Annotated in this window: 15 protein-coding genes; 8 read left to right on the top strand and 7 right to left on the bottom strand. The window is 50.2% G+C overall.

Translation table 11 applies throughout. The features are described 5' to 3' along the window. The first annotated feature begins 254 nt into the window (after window positions 1-254). The 7 genes from cysS (at window position 255) to OFAG_RS12415 (ending at window position 8,567) form a co-directional block, all read left to right on the top strand. Window positions 255-1,643 (top strand): cysteine--tRNA ligase, encoded by a 1,389-nt coding sequence (gene cysS, locus OFAG_RS12445; protein WP_005875577.1) that lies wholly within the window; start codon window positions 255-257, stop codon window positions 1,641-1,643. After that, window positions 1,644-2,288: a DNA-3-methyladenine glycosylase family protein gene (locus OFAG_RS12440; RefSeq protein WP_005875578.1), complete on the top strand. Its 645-nt coding sequence runs from the start codon at window positions 1,644-1,646 to the stop codon at window positions 2,286-2,288. A gap of 54 nt (window positions 2,289-2,342) precedes the next feature. Further along, a complete protein-coding gene (locus OFAG_RS12435; protein WP_005875580.1) occupies window positions 2,343-3,317 on the top strand; it encodes an acetyl-CoA carboxylase carboxyltransferase subunit alpha in 975 nt (324 codons plus the stop codon). A gap of 10 nt (window positions 3,318-3,327) precedes the next feature. Next, window positions 3,328-4,746 (top strand): tRNA lysidine(34) synthetase TilS, encoded by a 1,419-nt coding sequence (gene tilS / locus OFAG_RS12430; RefSeq protein ID WP_020995364.1) that lies wholly within the window; start codon window positions 3,328-3,330, stop codon window positions 4,744-4,746. 104 nt (window positions 4,747-4,850) lie between these two features. Further along, the gene (locus OFAG_RS12425; protein WP_005875583.1) at window positions 4,851-6,104 is read left to right on the top strand and encodes an aspartate kinase; all 1,254 of its coding nucleotides are present in this window, start codon (window positions 4,851-4,853) and stop codon (window positions 6,102-6,104) included. Window positions 6,105-6,185: 81 nt separating this feature from the next. After that, window positions 6,186-7,025, top strand: a complete 840-nt coding sequence (locus OFAG_RS12420; RefSeq protein ID WP_020995363.1) for a universal stress protein — start codon at window positions 6,186-6,188, stop codon at window positions 7,023-7,025. 297 nt (window positions 7,026-7,322) lie between these two features. Beyond that, window positions 7,323-8,567: a nitronate monooxygenase gene (locus OFAG_RS12415; RefSeq protein WP_005875587.1), complete on the top strand. Its 1,245-nt coding sequence runs from the start codon at window positions 7,323-7,325 to the stop codon at window positions 8,565-8,567. An 86-nt stretch (window positions 8,568-8,653) separates the two neighbouring features. Here OFAG_RS12415 and OFAG_RS12410 read toward each other — a convergent pair whose 3' ends face one another. The 6 genes from OFAG_RS12410 to OFAG_RS12385 form a co-directional block, all read right to left on the bottom strand. Beyond that, a complete protein-coding gene (locus OFAG_RS12410) occupies window positions 8,654-9,103 on the bottom strand; it encodes a rubrerythrin family protein (protein WP_231371704.1) in 450 nt (149 codons plus the stop codon). A 253-nt stretch (window positions 9,104-9,356) separates the two neighbouring features. After that, window positions 9,357-10,619, bottom strand: coding sequence for a transcription termination factor Rho (rho, locus tag OFAG_RS12405; protein WP_005875591.1), 1,263 nt, complete (start codon window positions 10,617-10,619; stop codon window positions 9,357-9,359). Between the two features lie 113 nt (window positions 10,620-10,732). Then, window positions 10,733-11,059 (bottom strand): thioredoxin TrxA, encoded by a 327-nt coding sequence (trxA, locus tag OFAG_RS12400; protein WP_020995362.1) that lies wholly within the window; start codon window positions 11,057-11,059, stop codon window positions 10,733-10,735. 358 nt (window positions 11,060-11,417) lie between these two features. Further along, the gene (locus OFAG_RS12395; RefSeq protein ID WP_005875595.1) at window positions 11,418-12,872 is read right to left on the bottom strand and encodes an efflux transporter outer membrane subunit; all 1,455 of its coding nucleotides are present in this window, start codon (window positions 12,870-12,872) and stop codon (window positions 11,418-11,420) included. After that, window positions 12,865-16,065: an efflux RND transporter permease subunit gene (locus OFAG_RS12390; RefSeq protein ID WP_005875597.1), complete on the bottom strand. Its 3,201-nt coding sequence runs from the start codon at window positions 16,063-16,065 to the stop codon at window positions 12,865-12,867. The genes OFAG_RS12395 and OFAG_RS12390 overlap by 8 nt, the downstream gene beginning before the upstream one ends. Window positions 16,066-16,085: 20 nt before the next feature. Continuing rightward, entirely contained in the window at window positions 16,086-17,372 is a 1,287-nt protein-coding gene (locus OFAG_RS12385) for an efflux RND transporter periplasmic adaptor subunit (protein ID WP_005875599.1), read from the bottom strand. A gap of 213 nt (window positions 17,373-17,585) precedes the next feature. On the opposite strand from OFAG_RS12385, the gene OFAG_RS12380 reads away from it, so the two are divergent. Beyond that, on the top strand, window positions 17,586-18,218 hold the full coding sequence (locus OFAG_RS12380; protein ID WP_005875601.1) for a TetR family transcriptional regulator: 633 nt from the start codon (window positions 17,586-17,588) through the stop codon (window positions 18,216-18,218). A 10-nt stretch (window positions 18,219-18,228) separates the two neighbouring features. Here the strand turns inward: OFAG_RS12380 and OFAG_RS12375 are convergent, their stop codons facing one another. Then, window positions 18,229-20,808 carry a cation-translocating P-type ATPase gene (locus OFAG_RS12375; protein WP_020995361.1) on the bottom strand — a complete coding sequence of 860 codons (2,580 nt, stop codon included), beginning with the start codon at window positions 20,806-20,808 and terminating at the stop codon, window positions 18,229-18,231. Window positions 20,809-20,844 lie beyond the last annotated feature (36 nt).

The following is a 20,844-nucleotide window of genomic DNA, read 5'->3' as shown; positions in this document are numbered from 1 at the left end:
GTTTTTTCTCTTTTGAACAGGCGGTTTTGGACAGGAAGGCAACTGCCTGTTCAACAATCCACGGGAAAATCGGAAAATACTTTCCCTTATGAAAACGCATTCTAGCAAACTCTTGATGTATGCGGCATTGCCCGACGTTCAAAGAAGAACGATTTACACGTCAATTATTGTTTCCAGTGAACGGAACGGACATGTCAAAATGGATATAACACAGTAAAATACCCGTTTATTTGTTTTTCATTACAAAGTCGAAGATGGACAGTCTCCAGATATACAACAGCTTGACGAGAAGCAAGCAGGTTTTTACACCCATCGAACCAGGCAAGGTACGCATGTATGTGTGCGGTATGACGATATACGATTATTGTCATATCGGGCATGCACGCATGATGATGTCTTTCGATGTTGTCTATCGCTGGCTGAAAGCGTTGGGATATGAAGTCACTTATGTCCGCAATATCACCGATATCGACGACAAGATCATCAATCGTGCCGGTGAAAACGGGGAATCCATTTCCAGCCTGACAGCGCGTTTTACACAATACATGCATGAAGATACCAGTGCTCTGGGCATTTTGCCGCCCGATCATGAACCGAGAGCGACAGAATACGTTCCGGAAATGCTGGAGCTGATTGCAAAACTGGAAAAAAACGGGCTGGCGTATCAATCGGAAGACGGCGATGTGAACTATTCTGTCCGTGATTTCAGGGGCTATGGAAAACTGTCTGGCAAGTCGCTGGACGATTTGCGCGCCGGTGAGCGGGTGGATGTCAACACAGGCAAGCGCGATCCGCTGGACTTCGTGCTGTGGAAATCGGCCAAACCGTCCGAACCGGATGAAGCGAAATGGTCTTCCAGATGGGGCGCCGGCCGTCCGGGCTGGCATATCGAATGTTCTGCCATGTCGAGCAAGCTGCTGGGCGATCATTTCGATATCCACGGTGGAGGAGCCGATCTGCAATTTCCGCATCACGAAAACGAAATCGCCCAGTCTGAAGGCGCTTCCGGCCATCCTTTCGTTAATTACTGGATGCATAACGGCTTCGTGCGTGTCGATAATGAAAAAATGTCCAAGTCTCTGGGGAACTTTTTTACCATTCGCGATGTACTGAAGAATTACGATGCAGAAGTATTGCGTTTCTTTATTATCCGTTCGCATTACCGGAGCCCGCTGAATTATTCGGATGCCCATCTTGACGATGCCAGATCCGCTCTGACGCGTCTGTATACCGCCCTGAAAGACATCGATGTTCAGGATAAACCGGTCGATTGGCAAGAAGAGCATGCCGTTCGTTTTTCCCGAGCGATGAACGATGATTTCAATACGCCTGAAGCGGTAGCGGTCCTGTTCGAATTGGCAAATGAAGTAAACCGGACCCATTCGGTCGAAGTGGCTTCCCAGCTCAAGGCGCTGGGTAGCGTGCTGGGATTGCTGGAACGCGACCCCCGCCAGTTCCTGCAGGGAAACGGCACAGTTGACGAAAATGAGGAAAAATGGATTGAGGCGCAAATTCAGGCGCGTAGGGAGGCTAAAAAGACCAGGGACTTTGCCAAAGCGGACAAAATCCGCAATGAACTGCTGGAAAAGGGGATCGTTCTTGAAGACAAGCCCGGTGGCAAAACCGAGTGGCGTCGAGCATAAATGAACGGAGACCATGCCCTTTCTCTGGATGAACCGGGTATCTGGGAGTGTGCCTGCCGGGAACTGGCGCAGCGGGATCCTGTCCTGAAAAGTCTGATGCTGGAGCCGGACAGGGGTCGGCTGACCCGTCGCGGTGAGCCTTTCCAGACACTGGTCCGTTCGATCGTCGGACAGCAAATCTCGGTTAAGGCGGCCGATTCGATCTGGCAACGTTTCCGGGAAGTCTGTCCGGGATGTACTCCTGAAGAGATAGCGGGTGCAGAGTCCGGTTCGCTTAAGGCCAGCGGCCTTTCAAAAAGAAAAACCGAGTACCTTAAGGATTTGGCGTTTCATTTTCTCGAGCGTAAAATCCAGCCCGATCGTTGGGGCAACATGACAGATGAGGAAGTGATTGCCGATCTGACCCGCATAAGGGGAATTGGACGGTGGACAGCTGAAATGTTCCTGATTTTCAATCTGTTAAGACCCGATATCTTGCCTCTGGATGATGTTGGACTTCAAAAAGGGGTCAGTATGGCTTATTTTTCCGGGGAACCGGTTTCGGGAAACGATATCCGGAAAATCGCGAAGAACTGGAAACCCTGGCGTACTGTCGCGACCTGGTATTTGTGGCGCAGTTTGACACCACTTCCGGTAGAATACTGAAAAATTAATTTTTGCGACTGCAAAAAGGCCATGCAGTCGGTTAAAGGAGATAGTGTGGCTAAAACAACTTTTCTCAGCTTCGAACAGCCCATTGCTGAACTGGATGCCAAAATCGAAGAGTTGCGTTTCGTTCAGGATGATTCAGCTGTCGATATTTCTGAAGAAATTACCAAGCTGGCCCAGAAAAGCCGTCAGCTGACCAGGGAAATTTATTCCAGACTGACTCCCTGGCAGGTGTCGCAAATCGCGCGTCATCCGAACAGGCCGTACACGCTCGATTACATTAACGAGATATTCACCGATTTTCATGAGCTGCATGGGGATCGTGCATTTGCCGACGATCCGGCTATCGTGGGTGGTCTTGCCCGTTTCAACGGCATGCCGTGTATTGTGATGGGTCATCAGAAAGGCCGTGACGTCAAGGAGAGAAGTTTCCGCAATTTCGGAATGCCGCGTCCCGAAGGATACCGGAAAGCGCTGCGCCTGATGCGTATGGCGGAAAAATTCAATCTGCCGATATTTACCTTTATCGATACACCTGGCGCGTTTCCCGGCATTGATGCCGAAGAGCGTGGACAATCCGAAGCGATCGGTCGCAATCTGTTCGTTATGGCGGAACTGAAAGTGCCGATTATTGCCACAATCATCGGCGAAGGCGGTTCGGGAGGCGCATTGGCCATTGCGGTCGCCGATACGGTTCATATGTTGCAGTATTCGGTGTATTCAGTCATTTCTCCGGAAGGTTGCGCGTCCATATTGTGGAAGACGGCGGAACGGGCCAATGAGGCAGCCGAAGCGCTGGGGTTGACAGCACAACGCTTGAAGGATATCGGCATGATCGACAAAATCATTGATGAACCGCTGGGTGGCGCTCACCGTGACATGAAAGGGATGGCCGTGATGTTAAAACGCGCTCTGGCTGAATCGTACCGTCAGCTGAAAGATGTGCCTGTTTCTGAATTGCTTGCTGCGCGTCAGGAAAAATGGCTGAATTACGGACAGTTCAGGGAAACGGTCAAATCTGAATAAAGGATACGTTTTGCAGGATCCGGTGGTCGAAAACACATTCGAACGCGCATTGGACACGATTCTGATGCGCGTTTTTTACAATTCGGAAAATGCCTCTCTTTTTTCGGGGGGCGGGGAATCCTCTGCGGTACCTGCGATAGCGATAGCTTATAGCGGCGGACTGGATTCGACAGTTTTGCTGCATTGTGCACATCGATTTGCCGCGGAAAAAAACATTCGACTTTTCGCTTTTCACATTCATCATGGCCTGAATCGTAAGGCCGATGCATGGCTCAACCATTGCGAGGCGGCCTGCATGGAGCAGGGCATCCGGTTTGAAAGCCGGAAAGTCAGGGTGGATCGCGGCAGCGGAGACGGTATCGAGGCGGAGGCCAGATCAAAACGCTACGCGGCGCTTGGCGAAATGTGCCGTAAAAATGAAGTAACGCTGCTTTTGACGGCTCATCATGAAGACGATCAGGTAGAGACCGTTTTAATGCACTTGATGCGGGGTACGGGAATTGCCGGGTTGGCTGGCATGGATTCGGTGACACAGGCTCCGGAATTGCTGGGCGATACGAAAACATGGGTGGGAAGACCTTTTTTGTCCTTGTCGCGTGAAGAACTGGCTTCGTGGGCCAAGGCAAAAAATCTTTCTTGTGTTGAAGACGATTCAAACAACGATACGAAATATACGAGAAATGCAATTCGCCATCGTCTGATTCCTGTTTTGTCGGACATGTTTCCGGGATTTGGGAACCGTCTGTCGAGAATGGCGCAGCACGCGCGTTCCGCGAATAAGGTGTTAAACGAAACGGGAAGACAGGATTTGGAAATGTGCCGGATTTCGCAAAATGCGCTGGATCTGGTTAAAGCCGGGAAGCTGGGACCCGACCGGATGGATAATCTCTTTCGTTGCTGGCTCATTGAAAATGGCATCCGGATACCGTCCGCTTCCTGGTACAGGCAGGCAAAAAAACAGATAGTCGATTCCAGAGCGGATGCGCAAGTCGATTTGCCTTTAAAGGGATATGTACTCAGAAAATACAGAAACAGGGTATTTTTGGAGAAAAACGATAAAAAACGCATGAAACCCCTTACTTCCTGTTTCATACGCTGGAATGGAGAACGATCCACCCGACTTGAGCCCTGGTATGGCACCTTGTTTTTTGAAGAGTGCGAAAATGGTCTGGATAGCGAATGGCTTAAAAACAGCATACTGAGAATCGATCCCTATAGGGGTAATGCACAACTGAAATTGCACAAGCGCCCGACCAAGAAGCTGAAAATTCTGTATCAGGAAGCGGGGATTCCCTTGTGGGAGAGAGCTTTTCTTCCGCTGATCTATATGGAAGACGAACTGGTTTTTGCCGGCGGTCTGGGCCAGTCGGCCAGACATGCCGGAAGCGGGGAAAAATGTGTCCGTTTTCGATGGGAACCGGCTGCCTAGTTGTCTTTTAAGCGCCAATCACCGCGTTTCTCTTGTGCATTTTTACCCTAAACGGTAAAGTTGAAAGTTGAAATTTCGTTTATATCCAACATTAAAATAATTATATGGCTTTAGTCGTTCATAAATATGGCGGAACGTCGATGGGATCGATTGATCGCATCAAGAATGTGGCGCGTCGCGTCGCCAAATGGCATGATGCCGGATATCAGGTGGTCGTCGTTCCTTCCGCAATGGCCGGGGAAACCAACAGACTGATCGGTCTGGCGAGGGAAATCATGCCGGAACCGGATCAGCGCGAACTGGATATGGTCACTTCTACCGGCGAACAGGTTTCGATCGGTTTGTTGTCCATGGCGCTTTTACAACTCGGTAAGGAAGCGGTTTCCTTTACCGGGTGGCAGGTACCGGTCAAAACGGATACATCGCATACCAAGGCGCGTATTCAATCCATTGACGAGGCAAGAATCCGCGAAAATCTTGACAAGGGAAAAATCGTCATCATAGCGGGCTTTCAGGGTATCAGCGACGCCGGCAATATCACGACGCTTGGGCGTGGAGGGTCGGATACATCTGCTGTAGCGATGGCCGCAGCTCTCAAGGCAGCCGAATGTCTCATTTATACGGATGTGGACGGGGTTTATACAACTGATCCACGCGTCGTTACGGATGCGAAAAGGCTTAAGAAAATCACTTTTGAAGAAATGCTGGAAATGGCTTCGCTGGGTTCCAAGGTTTTGCAGACGCGTTCGGTGGAACTGGCGGGCAATTACCATGTGCCAACCCGGGTATTGTCCTCTCTTACCGATCCCGACATACCTCTGGAAGAAGAATCCCGCTCCGGCACCCTGATCACTTTTGAAGAAGAAAACACTGATATGGAACAAACTGTTATTTCCGGCATTGCATTCAGTCGGGACGAGGCGAAAATCACGGTATTGGGTGTCCCTGACCGGCCCGGTGTGGCTTTTCAGATTCTGGGGGCGATTGCCGACGCCAATATCGAAGTCGATATGATTATCCAGAATCAATCGGTTGGCGGAAAAACCGATTTCACCTTTACCGTTCCCCGTCCGGACTATAACCGGGCCATGGATTTGCTGAATAACCAGGTCAAGGCGGAAGTTGGCGCGACCGATATTATCGGGGATGCAAAGGTTTCCAAGGTGTCCGCCATCGGGATCGGAATGCGAAGCCATGTCGGCGTTGCTTCCAGGATGTTTGGAACGCTGTTTGAAGAAGGCATCAATATTCTGATGATTTCGACTTCGGAAATCAAAATTTCGGTCATTATTGATGAGAAGTATATGGAGTTGGCTGTGAGGGCACTGCACAAGGCGTTCGAACTCGAGAAGATGTAGCCAAACGGTTGTCTTGTTCCGGCCAGGCTGCCGGACAGTTTTGGGGCGACTCTTTTTCATTTGGAAAACACGGAGGCGAATATGTCATATAAAACGATACTGGTTCATCTGGATAAAAAATCGGTGGCGGAACAGCGCATCCGTATCGCTGCGAATCTGGCAATTGCGGAAAACGCCTGTCTGGTCGGGGCGGCAATGATCGGTATTTCGACACAGACATTCCACCAGGCCCACATTGACGAGAAGGATCCTGTTCTTGCCTCTCACCTGCAATTTCTTCATGACAGAGCAGGCCGTTTCGTGCAAGAGTTCGAAACGGAGGCGAAGAGGATGGGCGTCTCTTCCTATGAAGGAAGAATAGTGGATGGCGAAGCCAATCAGGGGATCAGCCTGCTTGCGCGGGTTGCCGATCTGGTGGTGATCGGCCGGACCAATCTGGAAGAAAAATCGCCCATTGTCGCGCCGGATTTTCCGGAATATGTCATGATGAATGCTGGCCGGCCTGTTCTGATTATTCCTCCCTCCTATGAAAGGGATATCGTTGGTGAAAGAGTCATGATTTGCTGGAATGCCAGCCGCGAGTCGATACGGGCCGTGGCAGATGCCATTCCCATTCTGAAAAAGGCGAATCTGGTTCAGATCGTTATGTACAATGTCGAGAATGAGCCGGATGTCAATGCGGAACTGGCCGGCAGCGATATTGCCCTTTATCTGGCGCGTCATGGCATCAATGTGGAAGTATTGCCTCCACAGAAGAACAAGCATATAGGAAACGCCCTCCTGGAGCTTGCTGAAAGCCAGACAACGGATTTGCTGGTAATGGGAGGGTACGGTCATACCCGATTCAGGGAGTTTTTGCTGGGCGGTGTCACCAGAACGGTACTGGGCGATTCAAACATACCGGTATTGATGTCGCATTGACCGATACGGGAAAATGGCGGATACGGAACGGTATTGTTTGTAATTCATTCAATATGAAGGGTATTTCCATTTCTGTATTGCATTATCATAAAGTAAAATTATAATGGTGCAGTTTGGCTTGTCTGGCCTCAATCGAAACAGCGGCAGGCGCGCTTTTCAAAACGATGAATGTATGCGTTTGCCGAAGTTAAGGGCTATTTATGAACAAGTTCGACGCAATTACGTATTTTTGGCTCCATTTTTCCTAGAAGATACAAAAATAAGGCGCCTAACTTTAACAGTAGTCCAAGGATAGCAATGAAATGTGTTGATGATTTCCGCTTGAAATTCAACGGAAAGGAGTATGTCCCGATTATTATCGGTGGAATGGGCGTCGATATTTCCACTCCGCAACTGGCGCTGGAAGCGGCCCGTCTGGGCGGTATCGGGCATATTTCCGATGCCATGTCGCTGGATACGGCGGATCGTTATTTCGGTACTCATTTCACGAGAGATAAAACCCGCCAGTACAAGGATTTCATCAAGATACAGGATAAAACCGGCATTCATTTCGACTTGGGGGCCGTGGAAGAGTCGACAAAACTGCATGTCGGAAACGTCATGGAAAAAAAACGGGGCGATGGTCTGATTTTTACCAATTGCATGGAAAAACTGACCATGAATGCGTCACGTGATACCTTGCGCGTCAGACTGAAAGCCGCGTTAGATGCCGGAATCGATGGCATAACGCTTGCCGCAGGCTTGCATCCCAATTCGCTCAGGCTGATTGAAGATCACCCCCGTTTCAGGGACGCCAAACTGGGCATCATCGTCTCGTCTTTGCGTGCCTTGCAAATCTTTTTGAGGCGTAATGCCAAACTGAATCGGCTACCGGACTATGTGGTCGTCGAGGGGCCGCTGGCGGGTGGTCACCTCGGTTTCGGGATGGACTGGGCCAAATACGATCTCAAAACAATCGTTGCGGAAATCCATCAGTTCCTGAAAACAGAAGAACTGGCTATTCCACTGATTGCCGCGGGCGGTATTTTTACGGGTTCCGATGCGGTTTCTTTTCTGGAAAACGGTGTGGCCGGGGTTCAGGTAGCGACCCGTTTTACCATCGCACAGGAAAGCGGGCTGCCGGACGATGTCAAACAGGAATATCTCAAGGCAGGGGAAGACGATATCGAGGTGAACCAGATATCTCCAACCGGCTATCCGATGCGGATGCTGAAGAATTCTCCTGCAATTGCCAAAGGATTGCGTCCGAATTGTGAATCGTATGGCTACATTCTGGAAAATGGAAAGTGCGAATACCTGAAATCGTATTATCGCGAGCTGGAACAGCATCCTGATGGCAAGAATATCTGCATAAAAGACAAGACATGCCTGTGTACGCATATGCGTAATTACAATGTCTGGACTTGCGGACATTACACATACCGGCTTAAAGATACAACCCGCCAGCTGCCGGACGGTACTTACCGGATATTGGGGGCGGAACATATTTTCCGCGATTACCAGTTCAGCAAGGACCAGCAAATTTTGCTGCCTGAAGAATAGTCTCCGGAAATTTGACCTTGCGTGATAAAACGGCCGGATAAATTACATATTTATCCGGCCGTTTTTCTGTCGATTTGTGGAAAGAATCAATCGAGAAGGGTTTTCAAGGCTTCTTCGTACAGTTTGGCTTCCATTCGTTCCGCCTTGGCCAGGGTTTCGAACCAGTTGGCAATATCGTCCAGATTTTCTTCGCGGGCAATTTCCGCCATTTTCGGATAAACATCGTGATAAAGGCGCGTTGCCGTGGCGATAGCCGATTGCAGGTTCAGACGGGTAATATTGGTAGAAAGATCGGTAAGCGGGTTTTTCTGCAAAAGCTGCATATTGCCCATAGCGTGTCCCCGACGGATTGCAGCGCTGGAACGCAGTTTCGTGATGATTTCATTGTGGCCTTCAACATCCGCGCGATAGGCGGCGTAATCGTATATCAGTGCGGACTGGGTTTCGTTGATGAAGGCTTCAATAATGTTTTTCTCGGTTTTCGTTCCCTTGATATCCATGTATTTTACTCCCTGAATCGTTTTATGGATGGACATGCCCGCTTGTTTCAAATTGCCGGGATATTTCCTGTTTTTTAAATAAACCGGTTCTATTATCGGTCATCTTCAAATGGGTGGAAACAGTTATTACAAAAAACATGAGTGCCCGGAAAAGGAACAGGTAGTTAAACGTGACTCAGAATATCTGGAAAACCGGATATGAGACGGGACAGTTTTCAAAAGAGAAACGGTTACCGGTTTTATCATTTCCCGGTAACCGTTTGATAAAAATCAGCAAACTGTTTGAAATCTAGCCGCCCCGACGCATCAGATCAAAGAAATCGGCATTGTTTTTGGTGGCTTTCATTTTGTCGAGAATGAATTCCATAGCTTCGATTTCGTCCATGCCATACAGAAGTTTGCGCAGAATCCAGATTTTCTGCAATTGATCCGGTTTGATCAGCAATTCCTCGCGACGCGTTCCCGATTTGTTCAGATTGATGGCAGGGTAAACGCGTTTTTCCGCGAGGCGGCGTTCAAGATGAACTTCCATATTGCCGGTTCCCTTGAATTCTTCATAAATAACGTCATCCATGCGGCTGCCGGTTTCGACCAGTGCCGTTGCAATAATGGTCAGAGAACCGCCTTCTTCCACATTGCGTGCGGCGCCAAAGAAACGTTTCGGACGTTGCAGGGCATTTGCGTCAACACCGCCCGTCAGAACCTTGCCGGAAGCGGGTATTACGGTGTTGTAGGCTCGTGCCAGCCGGGTGATGGAATCGAGGAGAATGACTACGTCTTTTTTCATTTCCACCAGCCGTTTGGCCTTTTCAAGCACCATTTCGGCAACCTGGACATGGCGGGTGGCCGGTTCGTCAAAGGTTGAGGCAATGACTTCGCCGCGAACGGATCGCTGCATTTCAGTCACTTCTTCCGGGCGTTCATCGATCAGAAGGACAAACAGGGTAACATCCGGATGATTGGCTGTAATGGCATGAGCCATATGCTGCAATATAACCGTTTTGCCGGATTTGGGCGAAGCCACCAGCAAACCGCGCTGGCCCTTGCCAATCGGCGCAATCATGTCGATGATGCGGCCGGTAATGTTTTCCTGGGAACTGATATCGCGTTCCAGCTTCAAGGGTTCATCCGGGTGCAGGGGGGTGAGGTTTTCGAACAGCATCCGGTGTTTGGACGCCTCGGGTGGCGCGCCGTTGACTTTGTCGACTTTGACCAGGGCGAAATAACGTTCTCCGTCTTTTGGCGTTCTGACTTCGCCTTCAATGGAATCGCCCGTATGAAGGTTGAAACGCCTGATCTGGGAAGGAGAAATGTAAATGTCGTCTGTCGATGCCATATAGCTGGCATCGGGAGAACGGAGAAAACCAAAACCGTCCGGAAGAATTTCCAGTGCGCCGTCTCCGTAAACCTGTTCGCCAGCCTTGGCCCGTTTTTTTAAAATCGCAAACATCAACTCCTGTTTGCGCATGCGGGCAGCGTTATCAATATCAAGGCTAAGTGCCATTTCCAGCAGTGCGGACACGTGCAGAGACTTTAATTCGGATAAATGCATAATGAAAACTTAAGGGTTCACAACCAGAGATAAAAAACAAGAAGAGACTAGCGGTTGAAGATGGATGATGACGTATGAAATGGCGGTAAAGTTACCGCCATTGACTGATGATATCAGATATTGCTGTCAATAAAAGCCATTAATTGATTTTTGCTCAACGCTCCGACCTTTTGGGAAACAATAGCGCCATTTTTAAACAAAATCAATGTGGGAATGCCGCGAATGCCGAATTTGGCGGGAGTGACCTGATTTGAATCGACATCCATTTTGGCGAAGTTGAGTTTGCCTGCATATTCTTTGGCCACTTCGTCGATAATCGGAGCGACCATTTTGCAAGGGCCGCACCATTCCGCCCAGAAATCGACCAGAACGGGCTTGTCCGATTTGAGTACATCCGTTTCAAAAGAAGCGTCACTGATGGTTTTGATAGTGTTAGTCATGATGTCCTCGGAAAGTGAGGGATGTGTCTGTTTAAAAAAACGAACGCCAGATATCGTAATCTGGCATACCATGATGTATCAGTTCACTCATGGATATGAATCGAAAAGTCATGCTCCATGAAAAATGCCGGTATCACAGAAAGACCGCCATAACCGGATAAGGCGATTATAACCATATATTTTAACGGATACTGACTATAAAAAATAATGCCAGCATCAATAAACGACAAATTGATTATAGCCAAAAACAGAACAATTTGACGTTCGGTATTCGCTCTTCGGGTACTTTTAATAAAACCGGCGCAGTGTATTTATTACCAGAGAAGAAGCGCCGGCCCGGAAAGTCACCGAAAATTCATTAACCCGCTTCGTTTTGCGGGACGGATTTTTGTGGCGACTCCGGTTTTGCGGAGCCGGAATCCACCAGACCGCCCCCCAGCGAACGATACAGCTCGACAGCGTTAACCAGACGTAAAAGCCGTGCATCGACCAGCGACTGCTCAGCTGCAAACTGTTGCCTCTGTGCATCGAAAACTTCCAGTGAACTGGCAATACCGTTATTGTAACGCGCTTCAGCCAGTTTCAGGCGTTCCGTTTCCGAATTCAAAACAGCGGCCTGTGCCTTGACCTGTTCGTTTAACCAGTCGCGCGCTGTCAAAGCATCCGCTACCTCCCGGAAAGCCACCTGAATAGTCTTTTCGTATTCGGCAACAGCAATGTTCTTTCGGGCTTCCGCTACGTCCAGATTGGCGATGTTCCGTCCGGCATCGAAAATGGGCAAAGTCAATTGGGGCAAAAATGTCCAGGCTCCTGTACCGGCCTCAAACAGGCCCGACAGACTCGAGCTGGTAGTTCCGGCAAAGGCTGTTAACGTAATACGCGGGAAAAAAGCCGCTCTGGCAGCACCGATATTGGCGTTTGCCGATTTCAGAAGTTGTTCGTACTGGCGGATGTCAGGCCGGTTTGTCAACAGATCCGACGGGAGACCTGCCGGAATATCCTGCATAATGTCGTCTTCGGAAAGATCATGTGGAGGCGGCAAGTCCTTGATCTGTTTGCCGCCGATCAAAACGACCAGTGCATTTTCAGTCTGGGCGCGTTCTCTTTGCAAGGTAGAGAGTGAAACCAGAGCGGACTGCATCAGCGTTTCGTATTGCCTCAACTCCAGTGCAGACGACGCGCCCACTTCATAGCGCTTCTGCATCAACTCGTATGAATGTTTGTACGATTCGTAGGATTGTCTTGCCAGTTCAATCTGCTTGGATTGGGCACGTTCGGTCAGATAGGTTTTTGCCACTTCCGACACAAGACTGATGTAGGCGGAACGCTGGGCTTCTTCTGTCGCCAGGTACTGTGCGAGTGCTGCATCCGTCAAACTTTTCACACGGCCGAAAAAATCCAGCTCGAAAGCGGAAATGCCCAGTCCGACACGGTAGTTACCTTGTGTGAGCATGGATTCGGTCGGTGCCAGCCCACCGATCGTTCTGGAACGGGAAGCGTCTCCTTCCATCTGAAAGGTCGGCAGGCGATCCGCCCACTGGACGTTGTATAAGGCGCGTGCTTCCTCGATACGCAAGGCGGCGATTCTCAGGTCGCGATTGTTTTCGATGGCGGCAGCAATCAGCGCTCTTAGCCTGGGTTCATGAAAAAATTCATTCCAGCCGATTTCAGGAACCGGGGTCGTCGCAGAAGAACTGGTGTTGTCGGGATACTGGCTTTCTATCGGGGCGTCAGGCCGCAGATAAGTCGGCGCCATGCTGCACCCTCCGAGGATACCGGCAGCGAGCAAAGCCAGCGTACATTGCTTAATCATCTGTTTTGTCCTTTTTGCTTCCACGATTCAAAAATTCCCATGCAATTTTCCAGGGTTTCTTTCTGTCCTGCGTGTTGTGTGCGGCATACATGGCCTGTTGCCGCTTGCTTCCTCCAAAAATGGAGCGGACGACAATAAAGAATATCGGCACAAAATACACGGCCAGAACCGTAGCGGTAATCATACCGAACAACACGCCGGTACCGATAGCGCGTTGTGCTGCGGAACCGGCTCCGGAAGCAATTGCCAATGGAACAACCCCCAGAATAAAAGCCAGAGAGGTCATGATAATCGGGCGGAACCGCAAGCGTACCGCTTCCAGCGTAGAACGGATAAGTCCCTTGCCCTGTGCCTGAAGGTCTTTCGCAAATTCAACGATCAGGATGGCGTTCTTGGCCGACAGACCGATGGTGGCGATCAGACCGACCTTGAAGTAAACGTCATTGGGCATGCCGCGAATAAACACACCGATCAGGGCGCCGATAACCCCTAATGGAACCACAAGAAGCACCGCAACCGGGATGGACGTGCTTTCGTACAAGGCAGCCAGACAGAGGAAAACCGCCAGAAGTGAAAGTGCATACAGCATTGGAGCTTGTGAACCGGATGCCTGTTCTTCAAGAGACTGGCCTGTCCATTCATAACCGAAACCTTCCGGAATCTGTTGCATCAGCGAGACCATTTCATTCATGGCATCGCCAGTACTGTAACCTTCGGCCGGCGCGCCGGTAATACGCATGGCAGGATAGCCATTGTACCGGATCAGCTGGATGGGACCGTTATTCCAGGCAGTTGAGGTAAATGCCGAGAAAGGCACCATTGTTCCGTGGACGTTGCGGACATACAGATTCTTGAAGTCTTCAGGCGTCATGCGTTCTGAAGCGTCAAGCTGGACAATCACGCGTTGCTGCCGTCCTTTGCTGTCGAAATCGTTGACGTAACTGGAACCGAAAGCCGTCGACAAGGTAGTATTGATGTCTTCAAAAGAAACACCCAAAGCATTGGCTTTGTCGCGGTCGATGTTTAAGCTAAGCTGAGGGGCGTTTTCCATTCCGTCGAACCGCACGTTTTTGAGAACCTTACTTTCGCTGGCAAGCTGAAGCAAGCGGTTGCGTGCCGCCACCAGCGCTTCGTTTCCTTTGCTGGAACGATCCTGCAAACGGAACACGAATCCTGTTTCGTTGCCCAATTCACGAATGGGGGGCGGATTCATGGGAAAAACGATGGCATCGCGAATCTGGGAGAATCGGCCGAAAGCTCTCTGTATGATCGAATCTGCCGAATTGTCGGAATCTCTTTCTCCCCAGTCTTTCAGCGTAACGAAAGCCAGACCGCCGTTTTGGCCGTTACCTGAAAAGCTGTGACCAACAACCGTAATGACGCTCTCGACACCGGGTTCCTTGGAAAACTGGTCTTCGACGACTTTAAGCGTTTCCAGCGTCCTGGCCTGTGTTGCGCCAGCCGGAAGCTGGACATTGGTGTAGACATACCCCTGGTCTTCATTTGGCAAAAACGAGGTTGGCAATTTCCAGAACATGAAGGCGGCACATAAAACGATCGCTCCATAGATGAGCATGTAACGCATGGTTTTGCCAAACATTTTGGAAACCTGGCGCTCATAAGTCAATGTCATGCTGTGAAAGCGGCGGTTGAACCAGCCGAAAAACCCTCTTTTCTCGCTGTGCGCATTGGGATCGATCGGTTTCAAAATCGTGGCGCACAGAGCCGGCGTCAGCGATAAAGCGAGGAAAGCCGAAAAGATCATGGACGCTACCATGGTAATGGAAAACTGCCGGTAAATGGCCCCGACAGAACCGCTGAAAAAAGCCATCGGAATGAAAACAGCCGTCAAAACCGTCGAAATACCGATAATGGCGCCGGTGATCTGTCCCATGGCTTTATACGTTGCGTCACGCGGCGACAATCCTTCTTCCGCCATGATGCGTTCCACGTTTTCGACCACGACAATGGCATCGTCGATCAGAATACCGATGGAAAGCACCATACCGAACATGGTAAGCATGTTGATCGAAAATCCGAGCGCCTTCATGACCGCAAATGTTCCCAGCAGCGCGATCGGAACAACGATGGTCGGAATGATCGTGTACCTGAAATTCTGGAGGAACAGATACATGATGATGAAGACAAGGAAAATGCCTTCAAACAGCGTCTTGATCACTTCATGAATGGAGGCGCTGACGAATTTGGACGTATCGTTTTCGATACTGTATGTGACCCCTTCGGGGAAATACTGGGACAATTCCTCCATTTTGTCGCGAATGGACTGCATGACAGCCATCGTATTGGCCGTTGCGGTCGGCTGAACGCCAAATCCGGAAACCGGATTGCCGTTAAGCCGGGCATAGGTATCGTATGATTGTCCACCCAGTTCGATACGGGCCACATCCTTTAAACGGACAACGGAACCGTCCGTGTTGGCGCGTAAAACAATGTTCTCGAATTCCTCTACAGTCTGCAACTGTCCGTGTACATTCACATTGGCTGTAAACGTTTCCGCCCCGGTATTCGGTGGATTGGCGATGGCGCCGGACGTAACGACCGTATTCTGGTTCCGGATGGCATTGGCGACGTCGCCGGCTGTCAGGTTCAGGCCGGTCAGCTTGATCGGATCGATCCAGACACGCATCGCTTTTTCACTGCCGAACACCGTTGCATCGCCCACGCCGGGAAGCCGCTTGATTTCATAAAGGACATTCCGGTATACATAGTCCCCCAAATCGATCCGGTCCATGCGGCCGTCCGTGGAAATAAGCGAAACGATCGCCAGGAAGTTGCTGCGGGACTTGTTGATGTTAACGCCCTGTTGCATCACCGCCTCGGGCAAACGGGATTCGACGCGTTTGAGACGGTTCAGGACGTCCACAGCAGCCAGTTCCACATCTGTATCGGGCGTAAAAGAAAGCGTGATCGATCCGGCTCCGGTACGGCTTTCCGATTCGAAGTACTGAAGCCCGGTAGCGCCGTTCATTTCCTGTTCGATGATCTGGATAACGCTGTCTTCGACCGTCTTGGCAGTTGCGCCGGGATAAGTGACCGTGACCGTCACCTGGGGAGGCGCGACATTCGGATATTGCGAAACGGGCAGATTCAAAATAGACAGGATACCTGCCAGCGTAATAAAAATCGCGATAACCCACGCAAAAATAGGGCGGTCGATAAAAAACCTAGCCATAAAATGTTCCTTCTTTTTGCTTATTCAGCTTTTGTTGAAGAGGCAAGTGGTTGTGCGGGCGCCGCAGATTGCGCTGCGCCAGAGGCCTCTGCTGCTGTACCTTCTGTGGGCATTTCGGCTTTTTCAACAGGTTCAGCCGGTATTTCGGGTGTGGCTGTTTCGGCTTTTTGGTTCAGCGGGTCTTCCCATGGCACGGCCTTGACCTGCGATCCCGGCCTGATTTTCTGGAGGCCTTCAACGACAACCCGGTCACCGGGCTGCAATCCTTCGGTAACGAGCCAGCGATTACCAACGGCCGCACCTGTTTTCACATTACGGATTTCAATCTTGTTGTCATTGTTGACAATCATGACAGTTGAACCGTCATTGGAATGCTGAACAGCCTGCTGGGGAATGATAATGGCGTTTTCATTAACGGCCTGTTCCAGTCTGGCGCGCACGAACATGCCCGGAAGCACCATATTTTTCGGGTTCGGGAAAAGTGCCCTGATCGCCAATTCGCCGGTAGTCGGATCGACGGTGATATCAGAGAAAAGCAGTTTTCCGGTTTCAGGGAAAACAGATCCGTCTTCCATGACCATGGTCACTTTCAGACCGGATTTGTCAGTGTCTTTCAGCATTCCGTTTTGCATCATCTGACGGAGCTTCAATAACTCTGCGCTGGATTGGGTCAGATTCAGATAAATGGGATTGATCTGCTGAATCGTAGCCAGAAGCGTTGTCTCGTTCTGACCGACCAACGCACCTTCCGTTACCATCGCTCGTCCGATTTTTCCGGAAATCGGCGCGGTAACGTGCGCGTATTCCAGATCCAGCCGGGCGTTGGTCAAGGCCGCTTTGGCCGCTTCGACATCGGCTGCCGCTTGCTTTTGCGCGGCGATAGCGTCATCGTATTCCTGTTTGCTGATAGCGTTGATTTCCACCAGGGGAGTGTATCGTTTCAGTTTGAGATCGGCCTGAACCTTGTTCGCTTCAGCGCGGGCAACAGTGGCTTTTGCGCTTTGTACAGAAGCCTCGTAACTGCGTGGATCGATCTGGAAGAGAAGTTGCCCCTGCTTGACATAAGCGCCCTCTTCAAAGGCTCTTTTAAGAATGACCCCGGGAACACGTGCTCGCACTTCTGCGGTGCGATAGGATTCGAGCCGGCCGGGAAGTTCGTTTTCAACTGCCATTTTCTCAGGTGCGACAGTGACAAAAGCCGCTTCGGGCAACCGGGCAGGAGGAGCCGCGTTATCTCCACAGGCAACCAGAAGGGCCGCAACAGCGACAATTACACTTGCATTTCTTAAAGAGGAAAAGGATCTCATGGATTTTTTCGAAGGAAATTGATCAGTTCTCGGCTTGATCCAAGAACGGGAAACACTTGCATGTTAAATAAAATGCCATATTGTAGATGACTTGCCCGGTAATTTAACATACAATCATGAATGTATGTTGTCTTTTTTGTGAATTATCGGTCAGAAACTATTTTCCTGCAACAGACTTAATAATTTGTTACATATTGTAAATTGGGAGACTTGATGGAGCGTGTCAGCAAGAAGAAGACTCAGGACACTCGCGATCGTATTCTCGATGCGGCTGAAGATGTTTTCAACAATCGGGGCTATTCGAGTACAACGCTAAACGAGATTGCAGAGGCTGCCGGCGTGACGCGTGGCGCTATTTACTGGCATTTCAAAAACAAGGACGATTTGTTTGAGGCAATGTGTTCCCGGGTTCGGGAGCCTTTAAAGGAAATGGTCAGGAAAACGGCCGATAAAGACACGGAAGATCCTATTGATCAATTGAGCAAAACGCATGAGTCCATTATGCGTGAAGTCATCGGCAATTCCCATTACCGGAAAGTTCTGAATATTCTTTTTCACAAGTGTGAATTCACGAAAGACACAGACCAGATCGTTATTCAGCAAAAAGAATGGAATACCTATTCCAAAAACCTCATTCAGACGATCCTCGTTAATGCCCAAAAGAAAAAACAGTTGCCGCCAGACCTCGATATCGTGCTGGCCAGTAATCTGCTCAGCTTTGTATTCAAGGGATTGCTGGCCGATTGGCTGTTTATGCCCGACAGTTTTGATCTGATCGAAAATGCGCGAAAGGTGAACAATGCCATTTTCGAGTTGATAAAAACCAGCCCTCATCTGAAGCAATAGCGAAGCGATTTCAGCTTTTTCGCCGGAAAAAACGGATCGAAGACAAAAGTCCCGTAAAACATACTGTTGCACCTATCGAGATCAGAGTGTATTCCCAGTGAACTGTTCCGAAATGGAAAAGCGCCTGTACAGACGGTATGAATATTCCGGCAAGCAGGACGAGTACGGTAACGGCCAGTACAGACCAGAGGATAGGGTTTTTCTGTTTGAACGAATTCTGAAAGGAACGGCTCCAGGAGCGATTGATCAGAATAAGCCATATGTCACCTGTAATCATGGCAGTGAAGGTCAATGTTCGGGCCTGTTCGGAATCGAAACCGTTTTTCTGGGCAAACCAGTAAACGAAAACAACCCAGGCCAGAAGAGCCAATCCCTGCCTGACTCCCAGCCATAAAATGGATCTGTCGAAAATCCGGGCGTTTGTCGGTCGGGGCGGTCGGGTCATCACATCGGTTTCTTCCGGTTCATTTTCAAACGCGACCGAGCAAACCGGATCCACCATCAATTCAAAAAAAACAATGTGTATCGGCAGGAGCATCAGTGGCCAGCCCAGCATAACGGGTATCAGGGACAGGCCGGCGATGGGAATATGGGCGGCAACAATAAAAACGACAGCTTTGCGAATATTGTCGAAAATGCGCCTTCCCAGCCGGACTGCAGATACAATTGACGAAAAGTCATCATTCAAAAGAACGAGAGAGGCCGATTCACGGGCGACATCGGTGCCTCTTTCGCCCATGGCAATACCGATATGCGCCGATTTCAGGGCAGGCGCATCGTTGACCCCATCACCGGTCATTGCCACGATTTCGCCATTTTCTTTCAGGACCTTGACAAGCTGCAATTTTTGCTCAGGCGTTGCGCGACAGAAGATATTTCCTGTTTTGACTCTTTTTTTCAATTCGTTGTGGCTTAACGTTTCCATTTCCTGACCTGTCAGGGTGGCGCCAGCGGCGTCCAGTCCGGCCTCTTCAGCAATTTTTCTGGCTGTCGCCGGATAGTCTCCGGTAATCATGATGACCCGGATTCCGGCGTTGAGACATTCTTTTACCGCAGTGTGGACTGTCGGGCGCAAAGGATCGGCCAGACCGACAATGCCCAGAAATTCAAAATTGAAATCGTGTTGCTGTGATGGCAATTCGCCTTGCTGAAAAGACGCTTTCGCAACGGCCAGCACTCTCAGGCCCTGTTCCGCCAGAACATTCACCTGCGCAGAAATCGCGTTTGTTGCGTCTTCATCAAGGTGACACAGATCTACAATCGCTTCGGGAGCGCCTTTTGCCGCAATGACGTATTGGCTCAAATCCGGGGAACGCCAGACGCGGGATATGGCCAGCAGTTCGCGTGACAAGGGATATTCCTCAACCAGACTCCAGCTGTCGTGGATGTGTTCCGTTCCGGCCAGCACCTGCCGTCCGGTTTGCTGGATAGCGGTTTCCATGGGATCGAAAGGATCGCGCTGGCTGGAAAGCATGGCAAATTCCAGTGTTTCATGAAACACTTCGGGAAAATTGTCATGATCGAGTGAAGCGGGGCTGTCGAAAGAATAGGTATTGCCGCCGGCCGCGATCTTTGACAGTACCATACGGTTTTCAGTGAGTGTGCCCGTTTTGTCTACACAAAGTACGGTTGCCGCTCCCAGCATTTCAATGGCCGGTATCCGCCGGGTCAGAACTTTTTTTTGCGCCATGCGCCATGCGCCAAGCCCGAGAAATATGGTCAGAACAAGAGGAAATTCGGCTGGCATAATACTCATGGCCAGTGTCAGGCCGGCCAGAATGCCGTGCAGCCAGTCATGTCGGGTAATGCCGTACCATACGACCAGAAGGCCAACCAGAGCTGCACTGGCCGTTGCAACGACTTTGACGGCATGGCGCGTTTCGGCCTGAACCCGGCTGTTTCCCTCTTCCTGTAAAGAAAGCGCCTTGCCGATTTTGCCGAGTTCGGTTTTTTCTCCTGTGGCCGTTACTTTTGCGATCCCTTTGCCCTGAACTACCAAAGTGCCGGAAAAAAGAAAAGGCAGATCGTCACCGCCCGGCTTGCTGTCGCGAAATCTGTCATTTTCTCCGGCAATCTGTTTCCTGACCGGAACCGCTTCCCCGGTCAAAAGCGATTCGTCAACAGAGAGGTTTTGAGCATCAAGCAGTACAGCATCCGCCGGAACGCGGTCGCCTTCGGAAAGGAAGACGATATCGTCGCGAACGATATTCTTGCCGGCAATCCGGATCTGAACGTTGTCCCGGAGAACCAGCGCGCGTGGACTCGTCAGATCGCGCAGGGTTTCCAGTGTCCGTTCGCTTTTTCTTTCCTGTAAAAAGCTCATGGCCACAATAATGCAGACCGATCCCAGAAGAATGAGGGCATCTTCAGTATTGCCGATGATAAGGTAAATGAAGCCGCACGAGATCAGCAACAGAAACATGGGCTCAGATACCACGCCCCATGCGATGGCGAGAACAGACTGGGGTTTTGCAGAGGCCAGTTCATTCGGGCCTTCCAGATGCAATCTTTCCTGTGCCTGTTTTTCGCTTAGCCCTGCAAGGTTTTTCTTTTGTGTGTTCCGGGGATGATTCCGTTGAAGGGACGTCATGATCAAACAATCAATAAAAAGTCTGCTATTTCGGGG

Origin of the sequence: Oxalobacter paraformigenes (assembly GCF_000158475.2) — a bacterium.
Lineage (GTDB): Bacteria > Pseudomonadota > Gammaproteobacteria > Burkholderiales > Burkholderiaceae_D > Oxalobacter > Oxalobacter paraformigenes.
Note: the sequence above shows the minus strand (reverse complement) of the source record. Positions and strands in the feature narration are given on the sequence as shown.